Origin of the sequence: Sphingobacterium sp. UBA2610 (assembly GCF_002339225.1) — a bacterium.
Classification (GTDB): domain Bacteria; phylum Bacteroidota; class Bacteroidia; order Sphingobacteriales; family Sphingobacteriaceae; genus Sphingobacterium; species Sphingobacterium multivorum.
Genome location: NZ_DDKA01000030.1, coordinates 50,835 through 72,167, shown reverse-complemented (window position 1 = coordinate 72,167; position 21,333 = coordinate 50,835). Strand labels below are relative to the sequence as shown.

Genomic DNA, 21,333 nt, shown 5'->3' with positions numbered 1-21,333 from the left:
AAAAGAACCTTCATGATTTCGCCGCTATGAGTGCGTGTAAAATCATGAAGGTTTTATTTGTACAGAAATATCGTTTAGTCCCTTACTTTCGTAAGCACATTTCCCTTTGGATCGAGTACCAGCTTCCACTCCTCTTTTCGACTTTTCACTTCAAACGCATAACTCACTTTCTGTTCGGCGGTAATCTTTTTTGCGTCTTCAATGCGATAGCCCGGAAAATCTCTTTTCACCCGGTTCAGCACACTCTTTGGTAGTTCTCTTTTGTTGATTTCAGTTTTATACCGCAAAAGTTTTCCGTTATGCTGAAACCAAGCTTCTTGGTCAATGCCAAATAGGCCCGTTTCAAACTCAGCTTCATAAACATTCCCCTTCAATTCCCAATCTACTTTTTTGGCTTTTGGAAATTTCTGTTGGAAACTATTCACCACGACAGCGGGAACTTGACTTTGTGGTATATCCTGAGCAATAGCTCCTGTTGTTGTCAGTGCAAGTACGAAAGCACTCCAGATTAATTTACAGTTCATGATTCTATTTTTAAGTGTACTACAAAGTAAAAAAGCGAATCTGTAAAGATTTGGGAACACTTACCTTCTCCTGCTATATTTTCTAAGGGAACATATTAAGCTGAAAGCTATGCTGATTATTTTCATAACGGTAGACGATTACAAAGCCATAGAGGTGACAGATGGCCTGCACAATGGCCAGCCCCAATCCAGTACCTTTGGATGCTGCATCTGATTTATAAAAACGGGAGAATACCAGGTTAGCATCCAACGCTGCATGTGTACTCGTATTGGACACCGTAAGCCCTTTGTTCGTTATATGGATACTCACCTCACCGCCTAATCTATTGTGGAACAAAGCATTTCGCAGGAGATTTGACACCACTATATTTGCCAAAGCACTATCCATTTGTACACTCAGCTGATCTTCTTGCACGACATTGATTTTTATCTGTTTAAATTCAGCAATAGCCTCAAACTCCGTTACAATATTCAGCACAAGCGTATTGAACGAAAGATCCTCATTGTGCAAAAATTGTTTATTCTCAATTTTACTCAACAGCAACAAGGATTTATTGAGGCGCACAAGCCGCTCGGCAGTTGCTAATACCGCTGCAACAGCCTCAGACTGTTCCTGGCTCAACCCTTCTGTTTCCGCCATGATTTCCAATTTGTTGATCATAATGGCCAACGGTGTCTGTAATTCATGTGAAGCATTGCCAATAAACTGTTTTTGCTGTTCATAGCTTTCCTCGTTATGGCGAATTAAGGTAGTCACAGCAAGCTGTAAGTCTTTAAATTCCTGGATCTGCGTATCCACCGTGGGCTTCTCCTTGGTTTTGCCTAAACGAAACCGTGTCAACTGAGCCAAGAACGTATATAATGGTCCCCATAAACGTTCTATGACGACTTTATTGATGGATACGATACTGATGACCAACAAAACAAATAAAATAACAACAGAATAAAAGAGATTCTTGATTAGATCGCTCTCTTCGATCATCGAGTTGATGATCGAAAGTTCATAATAATGTCCTTGATGTTCAAATGCTGTCGTCAACATTCGGACTGGTTCCAGTTCCGGCTGGGGATCATCATCGTCCTGCATATACAACATGGTGTCCTTATAAACGTTTTGCATCTTAAGGGCCTGTTCTTCGGAGATCTGGCGCACCTTATAGTTATTTATCCCAAACTCTAAATCTGGGGCTACGGTAGGATTGCTGGAAAGTTCTTGGATAATGAGCCGTTTTTGGTTTTCGAGTTCTTCGTCGATATTATCGTGGATCACCTCCAGCATAAATAGATAGAACACTGTTGACCAAAGGGCGATGACCACCAACACGGAGATAGAAAGATACTTTAGTGTTTGGTTGGCTAATCTCATTTTTCGACAAGTTTATAGCCGATTCCATATACCGCTTCAAAATCCACATCAGCATGACTAGCCAAGAATTTTTTGCGCAAGTTTTTTATCTGTGAATAGATGAAATCAAGATTATCCGCCTGGTCCGTATTATCGCCCCATACATGTTCTGCCAGCGCACTTTTGCTGACCAGTCTATTTTTGTTCAATAAGAAGTAGTTGAGCATATCAAACTCCTTCCGATTTAACGGCACAGGCTCCTGTGCAATAAATAAGCAGCGTTCATTGAGGTCCAACACGATGTTTCCCATTTCCAATGTATGCTTACCTTCCCATTGTTTCCTTCGTAACACGGCTTTAATCCGTGCGTTCAGCTCAGCAATATGAAAGGGTTTTGTCAAATAGTCATCGGCTCCAAGTTCGAGTCCCTTTAGCTTATCGTCCAAAGAATCCTTTGCGGAGATAATGATCACATTATCGGACTTACCCTCATTTTTGAGCTGATCGAGGATCTGCAAACCATTGCCTCCAGGCAGCATGATGTCGAGCAGGATACAATCGTAATCATAAACAGCGACTTTCTCAAAGGCTGATCCATAATCAGCGGCAGTTTCTACCGTATATTCTTCCTTAAGTAAAGATGCCTTCACAATTTCCCTTAAATCCGCTTCGTCTTCAATAACCAATATTTTCATCTTCTTATTTCTATTTAGCGGAAAACTTGTGTAAACAATAGTATTCTGTCCATGCTAAATGACAATTTACATACACAATTGTTTATGACAAAGGTACCTTGAATTTGGGAAAGATTTAGGAACACACTGCTTGCCTCTTATTTTAAGCTGACATCCAGGTAAACCGAATGACGTCCGTAAGTATCATAAAAAGGTTTATAAAGGACATCATCAATGTAAAATTCCAATGTTTCGGGATTTCCTTTAATAGACTTAGCAATATCCTTTGCATCTAAAGTTACTTTACGCCAGTCTTTTCTTGCTGCAGGTTCCTGGGCGGCTAATAGGATTGGCCCATAAAACAGACTCGCCATATTGGGCTGATCCATAACCGGGTCCAAATGAAACTGAAATGGCATTTTGAGGTTGATCACATCCCCATCTTTCCAGGTACGGTTTAAGGTCAGGTAAGTGCCCGGCTCAGCTTTAATTTTTTGATCGACTCCATTTATTGCAACAAAAAATCCCTTTGTTGCCCAGCTTGGCACCCGCACATGAAGTTCAAATTTGCCATTCCCCCGTATGGTCAACGCTGTTTGATCCGCTTTCGGAAAACTGGTTTGTTGCTCGACGCTGATTCCCCGTTCCGTCCAATGTAAGGTAGAAGGAATATAGAGATTGACATACAGCGCCTGATCATCCTTGCTCCTAAAATAGATCGTATTCTGCAATTTGGTACTGCTTTCAATAGCCGTACCATTACAGCAGGTAAAGCCTTTCATATCAGCATTTCCAAACTGCTTGATAGATCCCGCGCGTAGAGGCACATGATACGTATTTGCTGGACTATTTTCTGCAACAGACGCTAAGATATGATTGTATAATCCACGTTCATAATAATCCATCAACTCTGCGCGCTGATCGAACATAAACAGGTCACTTGTCAATTTCAACATGTTATAGGTTGCGCAGGTTTCGTTCTGCCCGCCTGCAGAAAATCCATTTTCATATAATGTCGCCGGCTCGCTAATAAAACATTCGGCATTAGCCGGATTTCTTGCCCCAGCCACACCACCGATACTATACATATAATCATTGATGGCTTTATACCAAAAGTTGTCCGCTATTTTATAATATTGGGGCTCATTGGACACCCGATATAGTTCCATACTGCCCACAATTTGAGGAATATGCTGATTGGCATGTAGCCCTCTAAAAGTATCTACATTTTTGGCCAGTCCATGTGCATGCGCTGCGTTGCCGTAGAACATATCAATATTGTCAAATAAACGGGCGGTTTTTAAATAGTTCTCTTCACCCGTTATACGGTATAACCTGGCCATCACTTCATTCATCCCACCAAATTCACCGGCGATATAGGTATTCCACATTTTGATCAGTGTGTCGGTCGGGACTTGATTTAAACGCGTATACACCCAGTTGCCCATTCCCTGCGCGATCTGCAATGCTTTTTTATTTTCACTTACCTCATAAACATCCAACAGGCCGGCCAAGATCTTATGCAGGGTATAATAAGGAGCCCAAATTTGGTTCTTCTGCCCGCCATATTTTGCGCCATGCTCGAGCATAATAAACTGATCCGGGGGATAGGCACTGATAAAACCTAGCCCCCAGTTCCAATAATCTGTACGGATTCCTTCGTCACTCAGGTCAGAATCATAAGCCGATTTACCGGGGCCATAAGGTACCGCAGCAGGATCTGCGACATAAGCCTGCCCCGCTTCTTTCTTTTGCCTCGGCGCGCCCGACAACTTTGACAAGGCATAAAGCACGTTGACCATGGTATCCATCTTGCCCATAAATTTTGACTGAAGCGCTTTATCATACCCTGTGCTCGCATAAGCTTGTGCAATTGCCGTCAGGTAATGTCCTGTAGCATGCCCCCGCAGTTTGATATCCTGGCTGTCCCACACTTCCAAGGGCTGCGCACCTGCCGGTTGCTTCTGCCCAAACGCATGACGAAACATATAAAGGAATGAATTGGGATCCGATTTTGCCAATGTATCAATGAATTTATTCCGATTTTCAATAAACTTCGTTTGATGCTGCTTTACATCCGTATTAAGGGAAACCTGATCCAAGTGAAATGCGTCCAATTTTAAGCTAGGCATCTTGGACTTTACCTTCCCTTTGACTGTAATGATGGCTTTGGGTTTCAGATCAGTCCCGGGAATACGCCCCGTGACGGTGTAAGCTGTTTGCTGCGCGACGGCACTATTGTCGGTTGGTGCAGGCCACAACACACGCACTTTTGGTCCCACCATACCGTCTTTATATGTACCGACGACATAACTCGGCAATCGAGGCAGCTCGCCTATCGCTGTTTCTACGGTGACATCTGCAACCCCTGTTAAGAAGGCATTATAAAGCGCTGCTTTATTCATTGGAAATCGCGGTAGGTCATCCTCAGCCTTACCTTTAGAAGCAACATCTTCACGCACACCCTTCAACGCATTTCTATACACCATGCCGATCTGGTTTTGATTCAGTGGCACACGATAAATGCGAAAATCATGCAACAGTGCATTTAAACTTACATGTCCACCCAACAGGGATTTTCCAATGTATAGTGTCCTCTTACTACCTGTCTGTCCAAAAACCTCGGTCAGCTCCTGTGGGATGTCTTTAACCTCTCCAGCCGGCATACCATCCAAATATGTTTGCATGGTCCCCGTAGCAATATCAACCACAATGGCCAAGTGCACCCATTTGTTTAAAGGCACAGCCGAAGAGACTGCATTTTTTACTTCGGCCTTCTTTTGGGCGATTATCCCCATATAGCCATTTTGTAGCGCTGTACCTGTTGGTGTTCCAGCAAAATGCCTGGTGATGTCCTGTCCAAAGTCGAATAAATACTGGCCAGACTGCGCTGCTCGTAAATATATCCAACCTGTAATGCTGATCGACTCGAGATCAGCGAGTACTTGCGCTGGAAGTACGACAAAATCGTCCTTTCCTCCAGCGAGAGAAAGCACCTTTGTAAATTGCTTATCTGATACAAATGAAGCTTTTGTGCCCTGGAATTTACCATGTAGTCCATTGCGCGACCAATCCTTAAAATCCCCATCAAAGACATAGCGGGCCACCATTCCTGTCTCCCCGATACCATCTAAGATCTGATCCCCACCCTGTGCCACAGCTACAGCTGTCATTTTGATAAAAATTGTGAGAATTGCTGCAAAATATATCGTATATCTTTTCATATCGCTATCTTTTATTCGCTAATGATTTATTGTTTAAAGATCACCCTCTAGCCCGGTGAAAGCTATTACCGTATCCTTTTCCTTGATTGTCTTCAACAGAAGACGAACAAGAAGAAAAGCAATCCCTATTAATAAGCTTCCAATTAATAAGCTTCCAAAATCGAAGAATATTTTCTGTATTGCTGTCTATTTGACATTTATAAAATTAATGACTCTACATTATTATACATAGGTTTATTTTAGCCAATATTCTCCAGATTTTAACTACTGTCCGTCGAGTCTACTGTCGTCCACGGGCCCACAAATCCTACCGCCAGCCAGGAGAGGTAAAAACGCCAATATGCTACGAAAATGCTTCATGATCCGCGGTTCAATCCGATCGCTCAGCAGATAAGCCAGGGCGAGCATAAGAATGATAACACCTGAAAGGAGCAGGTATTTATTCAGATAAAGATACAGGTGATTAAAAATAATAAAGCCGATGTTTTGATGGATTAAATACAGCGGATAGGTCAACATGCCAATTTTAACAAATCCGGACGAATTGATCGCCTGGAGCTTTTTACAGGAAACCAGTAACATGAGCAGGTAAAACACAACGATGGTCGCACCAATAATATAAGGTGAAAAGTCACTGTGAAAAGTGCGTTCCAGCCAATGAATACGCCCCACAGCACCATCGATGGAAATGTACAAACACCAAGGTAAAGCGACAAAATGCTGGATTTTTGGTCCATGCAGAAAAATCTGGCAGAATATAATTCCCGCAATAAAATACGCACTCCAGTCGAGTAAAAAAAACTCATGGATTGCGTCATAAATTTCTGAAGGCCCAACAAAAAAGCGTAGGCTGGACAATAGCAACCAAAAATAAACCAAGTAATCCAAGCTTATTTTTTTAAATCGATTCAGAATTAGAAACAAAGCGATGATCAGGTAAAACTTCAACTCCACATAAAGTGACCAATAAGCGCCATCGACATCCCCCTGTCCCCATAGTTTTTGCACCATGGTCAGATTGGCCAATAGTTGTGTAAATGTGACATGATAACGCGGTGCGCCCCACAAATAAGAAACGATAAAAGTCAACAGCAAACAAATCCAATACATCGGATACAAACGCTTGAAGCGGGAATAACAGAACTTCCGCAGTGAAAGATGTTTGATGGAAAAAGCAATCACAAAACCACTAATGATAAAAAATAAGTCTACGCCCAGGTAGCCGTATTTAAAATATTCTCCGACGCCATCGAAACCCAATAGCGACATATTTCCGGCTGCATACCCCCGATATAAATAATGATATAATACGACGGCAGATGCTGCAATAAAACGAAACAGATCGATTTGGTAAATTCTTTTGGACTCAGACATTTGGCTGTAAATATAATCAATTATCTTCCCTGTTTGTCCAGCATGGTTTTATATTCGTGAAGTTCATTGTATTTAATAGTTTTTTTTATTTTTACTGTTTTATTGAAACAAACTAGCCATGCATCGTTTAACCACCCTATTATTTTTTACCATATTGTTCTTCACCCATCATGCATATTCCCAAAACACTGGCTGGGACAAGGTAGATAAGCAGCTATCGGAGGCAAGTAACGATTCGACCCGAATATTGGCGTATTATAAAGTTGCCTCAGAAATTTACCGCAGTAATCCCCAAGAAGCACAGGAAATCGTTTCCAAAGGATTGAGTCTCATCAGTGAAAAAAAATTCGAACCTTTGCAAATTGATTTATTAAATCTACAAGGTGTTATATATCTGAAGTTAAATAACTTTGATGAAAGCATAAAAACACACTTTAAAGTACTCAAAAAGCGGGAAGAACGCAACGACAGGAAAGGGATGATGCTCTCTTTCCTGAATATAGGCAATGTATTCAACAAGAGTTATGACCCCGATCAGGCCTTAAAGTATTACCAGCGTGCACTAGATCTCTCCAAAGAGCTGCGTGATACAAGAAACCGAGCCAATATCTCAACCAATATCGGAAATATATATGCCCAAAATGCATTGAATGGAGGAAAGAAGCAAGATGTAACCAAAGCCATCGATTATTTGGTAAAAACGGTTGAATTCTGCAAAGCAGATGCGCCTGAAGTTGATCTTTTCAATACCTATATTCTATTAAGCTACCTCTATCTCAAGGCAGATAAGCTTGAATGGAGTACCTATTATACCGACCTCGCGATAGACATCACCACCAAGAAAGAAGATCCTGTTGGCGAAAGTTATGCCCGTATCAACCGCGCGAATATTTATGTCAAAGAAAAGCGGTTTGATCTGGCGGCAAAAGAAGTAACCCTTATCAAGCGCATTATCGCCAAAAGCGGTTTCACCAACTTAACGGAAGACCTTCAGGGAGATTTTGACAAGATAGCTAAAGCGATCAAAGCGCAGGATGAACATTTAATTCTCAGCGATCAGGATAGCTCAGATCGCAAATTTCATGAAGATGCAGAAGTCCTCCGCGTAAGGATTCGGGAAGAACTTCGGGAAAAATATGAAAGCGAAAAGAAGGAGCTTGAAAATAAAAATCTGTTATTAAAAAACGCGAATGTAAAGCGTGAAGCCCATTGGATAAAGCTGATCGGGTTATTGACCTTTTTTGTTCTACTAATATTTTTGGTGATGATCATTTTGCTGATCAAAAAGAATAGATTATTACATCAGGAGAAATTGAAAGTAGATGAGCAGGCGACGGAAATCAAGCAGCAACACGCCGAATTGGTCCAGGCAGATCGCTTTCGGGCCAGTATCTTTTCTGTCGTGTCGCATGATTTGCGAAGCCCTTTATCTTCATTTCAGGCCTTACTCTCCGTTTCAAAAATCGTTGACCTACCAGCGCATGAAATTAAAAGTATGTTGATCACTATTGGCAATCAGGTTACTGCTGCATCCAAAATGCTCGATAGTTTGCTTGTATGGTCTTCACAACAAATGGCTATTGAGAAGCTTGACATACAGGAAATCTTTCCCTATCAAATTATTAAAGACTGCGAGAATCTTTTTATGGATCGAATAAACTTGAAAAAGTTATATATAGACATCAAAATTTCTCCAAACTTATCCATCCATAGTGATCTTAAACGATTTGAATTTATCATTCGAAATATTTTTAACAACGCCATCAAGTTTAGCTTTAGTGGTAAAGCCATTATTTTTGAACAACATGAAACCGATAGCAAAATCCTTATTTCAATAACAGATCAGGGCGTAGGCATGGATGAAACAAAAATTAGGGCACTGAAAGGTATGCAACAGCAACATAGTCTTGATGGGACCCTCGAGGAAAAAGGAAATGGTATAGGTTTGATGTTATGTCACGAATTTGCAAACCGAATAAAATGTTCTATAACGATTGAAAGTCGTATTGGATTCGGGAGTACTTTCACGATCCATATTCCAAGATAAACAAAGTTTTTCCTTAAGATCGACTAAAAAAAAGAACCCTAGGGTCTATATTAATTAGAAATACCCTCACCGACAATAAAGATCTTGTGATTACTACAACAAAAAATCAGCAAAAGCTATCCCTACGTTATGTGCTGGTAAACGATAGGACACTAAACCGGGTTAATGAAAAAGGGGAAGTGCTCAGCAATGCCTATGAAGCTTATATAAAGCAATAAAGAGAGAGCAATTTATGATTTTATAATCCGTTTCAAATACTCTCCATACCCCGATTTACAGAGCGGGGCTGAAATTTTTAGCAATTGTTGTCCATCAATATAGCCCATTCTGTAAGCGACCTCTTCAATTGCTCCTATTTTCATCCCTTGCCGCTCCTCAATCACTTGTACAAATTGTCCTGCCTGCATGAGCGACTGTATCGTTCCTGTATCCAGCCAAGCTGTACCACGATCAAAAATACCGACCTTCAATTTACCACGGCGAAGGTACTCTTTATTGATATCTGTGATCTCCAGTTCACCGCGAGCAGAAGGCTCTATGTTCTTGGCGATAGTAACCACTTCGTTGTCATAAAAATAAACTCCGGGAACAGCGTAATTCGACTTTGGCGATTGTGGCTTTTCCTCAATCGAAATAACATTATTTGTTTCATCAAATTCGACCACACCATAACGCTCCGGATCCTGTACAGGATATGCAAAAACAACCCCACCATCTGGATCAGCACAAGACTGTAAAAGATTGGACAAACCTGAGCCATAAAAAATATTGTCACCCAAAATAAGAGCGACCTTATCATCGCCAATAAATTCCTCCCCCAATAAAAATGCTTGCGCCAATCCGTCGGGACTTGGTTGCTCTTTATATTCAAACCGACACCCCAATTGTGACCCATCGCCCAGTAATTTCCTAAAATTCGGAAGATCCTGAGGCGTCGATATAATCAAAATCTCACGTATCCCGGCCAGCATCAAGGTTGACAGCGGGTAATAGATCATCGGCTTATCATATACAGGCATCAGCTGTTTGCTTACTGCCAACGTAAGTGGATGTAGTCGTGTTCCTGAGCCTCCTGCCAATATAATTCCTTTCATAGTACTCATATTTTGATTATTCTTAATTTTTAAACTCTTCGGCTAGCATTTTAGCCAGACTTATCTCCCAACTGGGTACCTCAACTGCAAAAATAGCCTTGATCTTCGACTTATCGAGTAAGGAATACTTTGGCCTGCGTGCAGGTGTCGGGTAGGCACTTGTGGGAATCGGTTTTACTTCACAATCGAACGAACGGAAATCACGTATCGCTACAGCAAAGTCGTACCAAGAAATCTCACCTTCATTGCTATAATGATAAATACCGCCCTCCCATTTAGAAGAATCCACTATTTTTACGATTGCCAAGGCCAGATCCTTCGCATAGGTAGGGCTTCCAATTTGATCGTTAATGACACCTACTTCCTTACGCTCATCCATTAAACGACACATGGTCTTAACAAAATTTTTGCCGTAGGTGGAATAAACCCAAGAGGTACGTATGATGATGGCGTCGGGGCACCATTTCTGAATTGCCTGTTCTCCCGCCAGTTTCGTTTGACCATATACATTGATGGGGGCAGTTTCTGCAGTTTCTGTTAAAGCAGAAGCCGAAGATCCATCAAAAACATAATCTGTCGAAATAGTGATTAGACGTGTACCATGCAGATGGCAGTATTCTGCGATCTCTTCGCAAGCTACGTGGTTGACCAAATCAGCCGTTACCTGATCCTCCTCAGCCTTATCGACAGCCGTATAAGCCCCTGCATGAATAATAAGATCTGGCTCATACATCGCCAAGATTTGCTGTATGATTTGAATTTGATCCAATGGTAATTGTTTTCGATCCAAAAAATAACACTCCTTTTCGATATTATCCAGCAAAAGATCTTTTAGCTCTGAGCCAAGTTGTCCTGAGGCTCCTGTTATAACAATCCGCATCCCGTTTTAAATTAGTTTCGAACGCAACTCTTCAAAGGATTGTGCCTCCTGATCTTTTTGGGAGAGAATCATTCGTTCGGCAGGAATCCGCCAGTCCACGGCCAAATCCAGATCCAATGGATTTACCCCATCTTCCGACTCTTTATGATAGTTGTTATCACATTTATAGAAAAATACCGCATGTTCGGACAATACAGAAAAGCCATGCAAAAAGCCTCTAGGCACAAATAATTGTTTTTTATTTTCAGCAGAAAGTTCAATGCCAATATATTGTCCAAAGGTAGGTGATCCTGGACGAACATCAACAGCGACATCCCATACGCTACCTTCCACAACACGGACCAATTTTGCTTGTGCATGCTCTCCAACTTGCATATGCAAGCCACGCACCACACCAAACTGTGATTTGGATTGATTATCCTGCACAAAGTGTGGTGTATAACCGAGAATCGCCTTTAGTTTCGTTTCATTAAATGATTCAAAAAAATAACCTCTTTCATCTTCAAATACGGTCGGTTCGAGTATAAAGCAGCCTTTGAGTTTAATTTCCGTATACGTCATTCTTATGCGTCTTTGTATTGCTTGTTGTAATAGTTTTGATAATCGCCAGAGGTCACATGCGCCAACCACTCCTGATTGGATAAGAACCAGTCTATTGTCCGTGACAAACCTTCTTCAAAAGTTACGGAAGGCTTCCAGCCCAACTCCTTATTGATCTTCGTTGCATCAATTGCATAACGCAAATCATGGCCTGGTCGGTCCTTAACAAAAGTAATCAATTGTGCCGAAGAGCCTTTTTCACGCCCCAGTTTCTCATCCATTTGTTTGCACAGCTCCTTGATCAGGTCTATATTTTGCCACTCATTAAATCCACCAACATTATAGGAGCCCCCATTTTTACCTTCGTGAAAAACAAGATCGATGGCTTTAGCATGATCAATGACATATAGCCAATCGCGGGTATATTTTCCATCACCATAAACAGGGAGTGATTTATTATTCAAAATATTATGAATGCATAACGGAATCAATTTCTCGGGGAAATGATTCGGCCCATAATTGTTGGAGCAGTTTGTCAAAACAATGGGCAAGCCGTAGGTATCGTGGTAAGCCCGCACAAAATGATCAGAACTTGCTTTGGAAGCTGAATACGGTGAGTGCGGATCATATTTTGTTTCTTCGGTAAAAAAACCCGTATCACTGAGCGCGCCAAACACCTCATCTGTTGACACATGATGAAAACGTTTTCCTTCCAAATTATCCTTCCAGATTATCCGGGCGGCGTTCAATAAATTGACCGTTCCAATTACGTTGGTCATGACGAAAGCCATTGGGTCGACAATTGAGCGGTCGACATGGGACTCCGCCGCCAAATGGATAATACCATCGGGCTGATATTCTTGAAAAATTGCCGAGACAACCTGTTGATCGGTAATATCCGCCTTAACAAAGGTATAATTAGACAAATGTTCGATATCTTTTAAATTCTCCAAATTACCAGCATAGGTCAAAGCGTCCAGATTAACAATCTGATATTCGGGATACTTTAACACAAACTCACGTACCACATGTGAGCCAATAAAGCCAGCCCCACCCGTAATTAAAATTGTTTTATTCATATATTAACTATAGACTCGTTTAGACCATTGGTCTACGAATGATGAATGCATCAAATAATTCGCTAAAATACAAAAAAAACCTTCCATAAGAAGGCCTTTCATTTCTTTATATTGTTAATTATATAAAAACTTTTCTGCTTATAATACATTCTTTACTAAAGAATAAACTGGCACCTCTGCCGGCGCCTCATCCAGCATTTCTATTTCTTCCTTCCCCTCCTGTGTATCCAGCACCTCATATTCTGAATTTTGAGATTTAAACTCTGGTACAATCTGCTTCATTCCGGCAACAAGCGCCATAAAATCTGGCAATTGTTTATCCGCATCCAAAATCTGCTGGCAAATCGAATTAATACGCTCTGCCTTAAGCGACAATTCATCATGATTCACTTTTGCGATCATAATCTTTGGATGGTGGGTCTTCACCGTATTCTCATTATTTGCCAACAATTCCTCATAAATTTTCTCACCCGGACGTAATCCAACAATTTTAATATCAATATCTTCCGGGTAGCGATAACCTTTCAATTTGATCATGCGTTTTGCCAGATCAATAATCTTAACAGATTTTCCCATATCGAACACAAAGATCTCACCTCCCTTACCCATTACGCCAGCCTCTTGCACCAATTGACATGCTTCGGGTATGGTCATAAAGAAACGCGTGATTTCAGGATGGGTCAGGGTCAGCGGACCACCATCAGCCATCTGTTTCTCAAAGAGCGGAATAACCGAACCGTTTGAACCCAGTACATTTCCAAAACGTGTAATGATAAAACTGGTAGTTGATTTACCACTGCAGCTACTGACATAGATTTCAGCCATGCGTTTTGTTGCCCCCATGACATTCGTTGGATTGACAGCTTTATCCGTCGATACCATCACCATCTTTTTAGTGCCATAGTGCATACAAAGATCAGCCACATTTTTGCTACCCAATACATTTGTCTGAATAGACTCGTACGGGTTTGCCTCCATTAAAGGAACGTGCTTATAAGCCGCCGCATGAAATACCAAATCGGGCTTGTATTGCGCAAAGATCTTCTGCATAAAGGCATAGTTACGCACATCACCTACCACGCAGTGCATCTGCTCAGGCTGCGTAGCCCGGATCGATTGTTGGATATCATATAGCGCTGACTCGGCTTGATCTAACAAAATCAAGGTCTTATAGTGACGTCTGGCAATTTGGCGGGCCAGCTCCGAACCGATAGATCCGGCAGCACCGGTCACCAGGATCACTTTTCCTTGCATCTCTTCTTCGATCTCGGGGTGATCCAATTTGATTGGTTTACGTCCCAATAAATCTTCAATCTTCAAAGGCCTGATTTCACGCTTGGCACCAGAATTAAGTAAAATGCGTGCCGGAGGCATAATCTTCAATTCCAGTCCAATATTTTGGAACCAATCCGACACATATTCCAAACGCTCGGGATCATTATTTTCAACCGCGATGATCACCTGAGTAATTTGGTATTTTTCAACATATTCCTTTGTTATTTCAGTAATATCTTTAATCTTTAATCCCGCCAATCGCTTACCAATCCGCGATATTTTATCTTCCACAAAAGCGACAACCTGATATTTCGTCCTCGGATCCTCTTTCAATAGGGAGAAAGATACAAGCCCCGGTCTTGAAGCCCCGAAAATCAGCACATTTTCACCTTTCCTGCCAGGCAGAAAAATATATTCATAAATAGTCCGATAGATGACACGTGCACCAACCATGATCACCAGCAAAATTGTGGCCTGCATAGTCAACACACCATAGGACAATCTAAGATAATCTCCGGCCAAAGTTCCTTTGTCAAAAACGGCTTTGATGATGAAGGTTAAAACCATTACTATGAGATAGGCAGACCCTACCGTCTTAAATATTTTAATGGTATCCCGAATGCCTGTCTGCCGAACAATACCTCGAAAGGTATCATAACATAAAAACATCAAAAGATAGACTGGCAATATAACAACAACTTTTTTCAACATCAATGCAATATCAAATACACCCTTGAAGTTGTTGACCACATAATTAGAAAATACGTAGCTTGCAAATACAAACCACATATCAATCATTAAAATGACCCATCTTGGATTGTCCTTTCTCAGGCGCTTTCTTAAATCTCCCAGAGAACCCATCATAGCTTTTTGTCTTAATTAATTAAAATGTTACTGACCGTGTCTGCGACAAACGAACACGATCTGATATGGCTTTATTATAATATTTTATATTGGAGATGCAAGATAGTTAAATTTTTACACCTAAAATACTCCTTTGATAAAATATCATTAAAAAAGGACCCTATTCATTCGATCAGTTTATCACCGTGGACTAAGCAACTATTATACCGAAACTGTTACATTGAAAAAAATGAGCATTAAAATAGTATAATTAAGAGTACAGGCTAATAAAAGAACAATTTGTTAACATCAACTTTCGAAACAATCTAATGGATAATATAGCTCTGAAGATACTAACGTCATTATTGGCATATTGTTTGCACTAAATAACAAATAGTCATGGAAAGGAATTAAAATTTTACATCTCCGCTTAATATAGACTGAAACGCCGCTCCTTAACTGAACTACTATGTACAACATAATTAATTTACATCATGGGATTTTTTAGCAACCTATTTGGGAAAAAGACTTCATCCATTCGATCTTTGGCACAGTTGGAATTTCTAGAAGTAGACATGCACAATCATCTTTTGCCTGGCATTGACGATGGAAGTAGTTCTGTCCAACAATCATTGCATAATATCCAAGAACTTCAACGCTTAGGCCTTAAAAAGTTTATCTGCACGCCACATATCATGTCGGGTGTCCATCAAAACACCAAGTTTAGTATTGAAAATTCGAGAGATTCGCTTATCGATGGACTAAAAAAATCGGGTAAAGATGTTGATATCTTTGGGGCGGCAGAACACATGATTGACGAAAATCTTCCTTTATTGATCAGAGAAAATGAGCTATGTGTGATGCCAGGCGGTTACGTTTTGATTGAGATGTCTTATCTATCCGAATCGAAAGCATTGTTTCATACCATTTTAGAGATCCAAAAATTAGGATATAAGCCAATTCTAGCCCATCCGGAGCGATATAATTATTACCATAGTAATTTTAATATTTATAAACAGATCAAAGATGCAGGCTGTTTACTGCAGCTAAATCTACTTTCTTTGAGTCGATACTATGGCGTCGATGTGAAAGCCATTGCCATGACCCTCTTGAAATCAGGTATGTATGATTTTGTAGGAACCGACCTTCACCATCAACGTCATCTTGACGCGCTGAAAAATATCGTTGAGAAATATCCTATCCGTGAGATGTTGAAAACTTCGCCCATCTTAAATGAAACACTTCTTGATCATATCAATCAACATAAAGCCCAAGTTATTGCTGGTTAAGTAATCGTAACGGATGCAAAACTTCCCTTATAAAAGTGTCTTAAAATACGCTATTGTCTTGGAGAGTCCTTCTTCAAGTTGAACTGTGGGACTCCAGTCTAAGCTTTTCTTAGCAAGCTGAATATCTGGCTTCCTTTGCTGCGGATCGTCTTGGGGTAAAGGCAAAAATTTAATTTTTGATTGTGATCCCGTTTGCAAGATAACCTGCTCCGCCAATTGCAAAATAGTAAATTCATTGGGATTACCGATATTGAGGGGTCCGATAAAAGACTTATCTGTAGCCATCATTCGGATCATTCCTTCCACCAAGTCATCTACGTACTGGAAACTGCGGGTCTGATTTCCTTCACCATAAATAGTAATATCTTTATTTTGTAAAGCTTGCATAATAAAGTTAGATACTACCCGTCCATCCTGGGGATGCATGCGTGGGCCATAGGTGTTAAATATCCGAACGATCTTTATCGCCACATGATGTTGTCGGTGATAATCCATAAAAAGTGTTTCTGCGCATCGCTTTCCCTCATCATAGCAAGATCGAATACCGACAGGATTAACATTTCCCCAATAGCTCTCATACTGCGGATGAACCTGTGGGTCGCCATACACTTCACTGGTAGAAGCCTGTAGAATACGAGCATTCACCCGCTTGGCAAGACCAAGCATGTTGATAGCACCCATAACCGAAGTTTTGATGGTTTTAATCGGATTATACTGATAATGAACAGGACTTGCTGGACAGGCCAGATTATATATTTCGTCAACCTCAGCTAAAAAAGGTACCGTTACGTCATGCCGTACAAGCTCGAAATAGGGATTATGCAACAGATGAACAAGATTCGATTTATCCCCTGTAAAGAAATTGTCCATACAGATAACTTCATTCCCATCCTTAAGTAAACGTTCACACAGATGAGAACCTATAAACCCAGCTCCACCTGAGACTAGTATTCTTTTTTTTAGGTTATACATAAATTTATAATATCAAATTTTTAGTGATTATCTATGGTATGCTCGAGCGGCACACAAAAGCCAAAACGGGATCCTCGATTTTCTTCCGACTCAAAAAAGAATGTTCCACCACCACGCTGGATAAAATGATAAACTATCCACAAACCTAAGCCTTTACCTTTCTCACGCATAGGGGTGATCTTACCCTCCTCCTTCATTTGATCCAATAGCTGACGCTGCGCATCCACACTCATTCCTACACCAGTATCAATAAATTCGACCATAGCATCATCCCCATCGCGAGATAAATTGAGCTTGATTAGCGAATTTTCGTGACTGAACTTCACAGCATTGATCAAAAGATTTCTTAATATACTTTTCATGATATCTGCATCAAAAAAGATCTGCAAACCTGGTTGTAATGTTAATTTTATTTCAATATTTTTCAATTTAGCTGTTGGTTGAAGTGTCTCCACCACACCTTTAATCATTTCATCAATCTCAATTTCCTGTGGCATATAGCTTAACACGCCCAGGCTATTTTTAGTCCATTTGAGCAAATTGTCCAAGACACTAAAAAGCTGTTCGGCAATATCATTACCTGTATTGACCATATTTCCATATCCGGTATTACGTTCTTCAGCACTCATGGTCAAAATATTTAAGATCATTTTGAGTGAAGAAATCGGACTTCGTAGATCGTGAGCAAGAATAGCATACATGCTATCGCGGTTTAATATCGCTTCCTGAAGCTGTGCTGTCTGCATTGCAATTGTATGGCCCGATTCAATAAGCTTGATTTGATGTTTGATGCGCTGAAGTAATTCCTTTTTATTGAAAGGCTTCGGAATATAATCTACACCGCCACTATCAAATCCACGTACCACATCATCCGGAGATTTTAAGTTCGTAATAAATAAAACTGGAATATGCTTATACAGCTCCATGGATTTCAGTTCCTTGGTTAGATCAAATCCGTTCGTATTCCCCATCATGACATCCATTAAAATAAGATCTATCCTTTGCTGTTGCAAATTTTCAAATGCCCCTTTAGCACCGGAAGCAGTGAATACGTTGAAGTGCTCACGTTCTAAAATCTCTTTTAACACAAAAAGATTAAGCTCAGAATCCTCTACGATCAGAATATTATACATTGAAAAATCGATTTCCATAGATCATTATTAGCTTGTTTAGACAATGCCTAAAAGGATGTTATTCCTTTTATAAAATTCATAAATCAATATTACAGGAATAATTGCTTCGATAATTTGTGTAGCAAAAATGTTATCTAACATCAATTTATTTTAAAATCAACCAACACAGGAAGATGATCACTATAGTCAACATTTCCTGTTCTGTAATTTATAGCCCGAATTTCGTCTCCAGAAAAGAATACAAAGTCAATGCGAAAGAGTTTCATTAAATTACTGTAAGTATATCCATACCCGTTACCTGCTTCGCGAAACGCATCCTTCAAATTTCCTTTAATTTTATGATAACTATATGAATTGGGACTATTGTTGAAATCTCCGCACATAAGCATCGGAAAAGGAGATTTATCCATCACGCTTTTTAGATGATCTGCCTGAGGGCCTCTTAATCTAAAATTTCTCGATAAGGTATTGAGAGCACCCAGCCAATTTGCCCTTCTGTTTTCCGCAGGAATTAGATCTCCTTTTACCTGATTCCAATTTGTTGTCTGCAGGTGGCAGTTGCCGATCCGAATTTTATGTTTCTTATAAGAGAGATCTGCAAAGATCGCACAGTTAGGGCGTTCATCAAATGAAATGGTCTGTACCGAGTCCAGCGGAAATTTACTTAAAATAGCAAGTTGATTCTGCCCTGATTTGCTCCCTGTCATTATGAAATATTGAAACTGGCCAAATGACTGCTTGATTTCCGACACGGAACAGTCGGCCGGAACTTCCTGTAAACAGAGTGTATTTATATGTTGTGATTCGATATAAGCTGCGATCTGCTCCATAGATGATAGATTATAAACCATTTTAAACTCACGAACATTATAGGTCGCTACACGTATATCCGTTGTTTCCTCCCATTGCTCCGGATTGTTTTGAACGATTTTTGTAAAATAATGAAAGTTGGCCAATATTGCTATGAACGGGCAAATACTATACCAACTATGTTTATACAATCCAATAATTAAAAATACGAGATTACAGCATAAAAGGGCAGGCAATAACACACCGACCCACTGAAAGAAAACGGTCGTCTGCGGCGGTATATACAAGGCCAAAAACGAAAATGAAGTGACGAGTGCGACCAATACAACAATGCATATCATCAATAATACCGAGATCTTGATCGGTTTATACGCTAGTTCTTCTGCCATATAGCAAAATTTATACTTGCTTGCCAATAGGCAAAATTATAATAAAAGTAGTGCCTTGTCCTAATTCCGACTCTACCGTTATCTCTCCATTCATCTGCTCAACAATACCTTTACAAATTGCCAGCCCCAATCCGGTACCCTTATCGAGGGCATTGATCTTATAAAACCGCTTAAAAATAGAATCTTGCTTTTCTTTAGCAATACCGATGCCGTTGTCTTTTACATAAAACTCTATATGATCTTCTCTTACTCTATAACCAACATGTATAATACCATCAGGTGGTGTAAATTTTAAGCTGTTATTAATTAAATTGACCAGGACCTGAATGACCCGCCCACGATCCAGCCAAACCACTAAATCCCTTTCGGGAATGTCAAAAATTATCGCTGGCTGCTCATCATTTGGCAGAAAACTCAATGATAATTCATTCAGTATTCCTTTGAGAGAAACATCTGAATTCTTTAGCCTGACTTTCCCTGCATCCATCTGCGACATCTCCAATACATCCGTTATCAACCGCAACAACTGATTACTATTTACATTAAGGAGCTCTCCATATTCCCTTCTCAATTCAGGATCTGTTGTTTCTGCAATAATACCTCCAAATCCAATGATTGCACTGAGAGGTGTCCTAATTTCATGGTTCATATTGGAGATAAAGGCAGATTTTAACCGCTCAGATTCTTCAGCAGCTTCTTTTGAACGCAATAGTTGTTCTTCATAGCGCAACTGATCCGAGATATCCCGCTTGATGATCCAGACAATATCCTCACCATTGCCATTTTTGATCATCAGAGCACTGCATTCTGAGCCGATAATATCCAATTCCGGATATAGGGTATCACAGCGGTATTGATAATAACCCGAAGCAGAAATGATTTTTTGCACCGATAAATCCCAAGCTTCTTGTGTGGTGAACTCACGCAGACATTCAAAGATCTTTAAGTCAGTTATATCTTCCTGTTCATTCAGACCATTTTGCTTCCGGCATGCTTTATTTGCAAAAGCCATATTACCATTTTTATGACATGCAAAAATACTATAGGGTGCATTATCAACTACCGCAAGCACCATTTCAAGTTCATTTCTATTTTTAATGAAATCACTTACATTTTGCGAAAAACCTTCTATTATACATACATTGTTTTCAAGGCGTTTGGCATATTTTGTCGCCCGCACATAGGTGATGGGAACATCAGATTGCTTTATACGGTATTCAAATGTACTATTCTCTATGGAATCATTATGTAGAAATGCCTCCATTCCTTTTCTGTCATCTGGATGGACATAAGTCAGTAACTCCGCCAAAGTGATCTTCTCAGGTGCTTCCAGATTTCTTTTGTGTAAATTAGAATAACCATTATGTATTAATTCTTGACGCTGTAGATCATAAGTCCAATGCCCAATCATGGCGACCTTACCCACCTCAAGTTGTGCGGTAAGAGCCGATTTAAGACGGTACTTCATGTTACTGCGCTGCGTAATATCCCGATATTGGCAAAGCAGATGTTCTTCGTCAAATTTATGAATGACGAACTTAAAATAGTACATTTGTTCGTCTGTGGGCAGGTCATAGTTTACATTCGAAGTCTCTCCTGTATGACGGCAAAAGGCAAGTTCCCGCTTAATAAGAGTCGATGTAGGCTGGGGAAATAGCGACAAAATATGTTGACCGATTACATCAATATTAGGATTTAAAATTGGATTATTTGTTTTCATAATCGCGTCCACACAGATATTATCATTATTGATTAATAATAATGTATCGCAGGTTATATTCAATACTTTTTCCAAGTATCCTAAATCATGTAATATTTTTTTCTCCGTCATATTTTTAAAA

Annotated in this window: 16 protein-coding genes; 2 read left to right on the top strand and 14 right to left on the bottom strand. The window is 40.1% G+C overall.

Annotated elements, in window-relative coordinates; translation table 11 throughout:
- Positions 1-74: 74 nt before the first annotated feature.
- The 5 genes from B4Z47_RS20515 to B4Z47_RS20495 all read right to left on the bottom strand — a co-directional run bounded on the left by B4Z47_RS20515 (position 75) and on the right by B4Z47_RS20495 (position 7,141).
- A complete protein-coding gene (locus B4Z47_RS20515; protein WP_286727812.1) occupies positions 75-524 on the bottom strand; it encodes a PepSY-like domain-containing protein in 450 nt (149 codons plus the stop codon).
- Positions 525-606: 82 nt separating this feature from the next.
- On the bottom strand, positions 607-1,890 hold the full coding sequence (locus tag B4Z47_RS20510) for a sensor histidine kinase (RefSeq protein ID WP_286727811.1): 1,284 nt from the start codon (positions 1,888-1,890) through the stop codon (positions 607-609).
- Entirely contained in the window at positions 1,887-2,564 is a 678-nt protein-coding gene (locus B4Z47_RS20505; protein ID WP_286727810.1) for a response regulator transcription factor, read from the bottom strand. Before B4Z47_RS20505 ends, B4Z47_RS20510 begins: the two co-directional genes overlap by 4 nt.
- Before the next feature lie 137 nt (positions 2,565-2,701).
- A complete protein-coding gene (locus tag B4Z47_RS20500) occupies positions 2,702-5,767 on the bottom strand; it encodes a beta-L-arabinofuranosidase domain-containing protein (RefSeq protein ID WP_286727809.1) in 3,066 nt (1,021 codons plus the stop codon).
- A gap of 264 nt (positions 5,768-6,031) precedes the next feature.
- Positions 6,032-7,141, bottom strand: coding sequence for an acyltransferase family protein (locus B4Z47_RS20495; protein ID WP_286727808.1), 1,110 nt, complete (start codon positions 7,139-7,141; stop codon positions 6,032-6,034).
- A 118-nt stretch (positions 7,142-7,259) separates the two neighbouring features.
- On the opposite strand from B4Z47_RS20495, the gene B4Z47_RS20490 reads away from it, so the two are divergent.
- Positions 7,260-9,188, top strand: a complete 1,929-nt coding sequence (locus tag B4Z47_RS20490; protein WP_286727807.1) for a tetratricopeptide repeat-containing sensor histidine kinase — start codon at positions 7,260-7,262, stop codon at positions 9,186-9,188.
- Positions 9,189-9,418: 230 nt separating this feature from the next.
- Here B4Z47_RS20490 and rfbA read toward each other — a convergent pair whose 3' ends face one another.
- The 5 genes from rfbA to B4Z47_RS20465 all read right to left on the bottom strand — a co-directional run bounded on the left by rfbA (position 9,419) and on the right by B4Z47_RS20465 (position 14,920).
- On the bottom strand, positions 9,419-10,282 hold the full coding sequence (gene rfbA / locus B4Z47_RS20485) for a glucose-1-phosphate thymidylyltransferase RfbA (RefSeq protein ID WP_286727806.1): 864 nt from the start codon (positions 10,280-10,282) through the stop codon (positions 9,419-9,421).
- Positions 10,283-10,304: 22 nt separating this feature from the next.
- Complete coding sequence (gene rfbD, locus B4Z47_RS20480; RefSeq protein WP_286727805.1) at positions 10,305-11,162, bottom strand: dTDP-4-dehydrorhamnose reductase; 858 nt, start codon at positions 11,160-11,162, stop codon at positions 10,305-10,307.
- Between the two features lie 6 nt (positions 11,163-11,168).
- Entirely contained in the window at positions 11,169-11,723 is a 555-nt protein-coding gene (gene rfbC / locus B4Z47_RS20475; protein ID WP_286727804.1) for a dTDP-4-dehydrorhamnose 3,5-epimerase, read from the bottom strand.
- Positions 11,724-11,725: 2 nt separating this feature from the next.
- Positions 11,726-12,781: a dTDP-glucose 4,6-dehydratase gene (rfbB, locus tag B4Z47_RS20470; protein ID WP_286727803.1), complete on the bottom strand. Its 1,056-nt coding sequence runs from the start codon at positions 12,779-12,781 to the stop codon at positions 11,726-11,728.
- A 138-nt stretch (positions 12,782-12,919) separates the two neighbouring features.
- Positions 12,920-14,920 carry a polysaccharide biosynthesis protein gene (locus tag B4Z47_RS20465; RefSeq protein ID WP_286727802.1) on the bottom strand — a complete coding sequence of 667 codons (2,001 nt, stop codon included), beginning with the start codon at positions 14,918-14,920 and terminating at the stop codon, positions 12,920-12,922.
- A gap of 473 nt (positions 14,921-15,393) precedes the next feature.
- On the opposite strand from B4Z47_RS20465, the gene B4Z47_RS20460 reads away from it, so the two are divergent.
- Positions 15,394-16,188 carry a tyrosine-protein phosphatase gene (locus tag B4Z47_RS20460; protein ID WP_286727801.1) on the top strand — a complete coding sequence of 265 codons (795 nt, stop codon included), beginning with the start codon at positions 15,394-15,396 and terminating at the stop codon, positions 16,186-16,188.
- A 27-nt stretch (positions 16,189-16,215) separates the two neighbouring features.
- Here B4Z47_RS20460 and B4Z47_RS20455 read toward each other — a convergent pair whose 3' ends face one another.
- The 4 genes from B4Z47_RS20455 to B4Z47_RS20440 all read right to left on the bottom strand — a co-directional run bounded on the left by B4Z47_RS20455 (position 16,216) and on the right by B4Z47_RS20440 (position 21,323).
- Positions 16,216-17,160, bottom strand: a complete 945-nt coding sequence (locus B4Z47_RS20455) for a UDP-glucuronic acid decarboxylase family protein (protein ID WP_286727800.1) — start codon at positions 17,158-17,160, stop codon at positions 16,216-16,218.
- Between the two features lie 20 nt (positions 17,161-17,180).
- Complete coding sequence (locus B4Z47_RS20450) at positions 17,181-18,293, bottom strand: hybrid sensor histidine kinase/response regulator (RefSeq protein ID WP_286727799.1); 1,113 nt, start codon at positions 18,291-18,293, stop codon at positions 17,181-17,183.
- 140 nt (positions 18,294-18,433) lie between these two features.
- Entirely contained in the window at positions 18,434-19,492 is a 1,059-nt protein-coding gene (locus B4Z47_RS20445; protein WP_286727798.1) for an endonuclease/exonuclease/phosphatase family protein, read from the bottom strand.
- A 10-nt stretch (positions 19,493-19,502) separates the two neighbouring features.
- On the bottom strand, positions 19,503-21,323 hold the full coding sequence (locus B4Z47_RS20440; RefSeq protein ID WP_286727797.1) for a PAS domain-containing sensor histidine kinase: 1,821 nt from the start codon (positions 21,321-21,323) through the stop codon (positions 19,503-19,505).
- Positions 21,324-21,333: the final 10 nt, after the last annotated feature.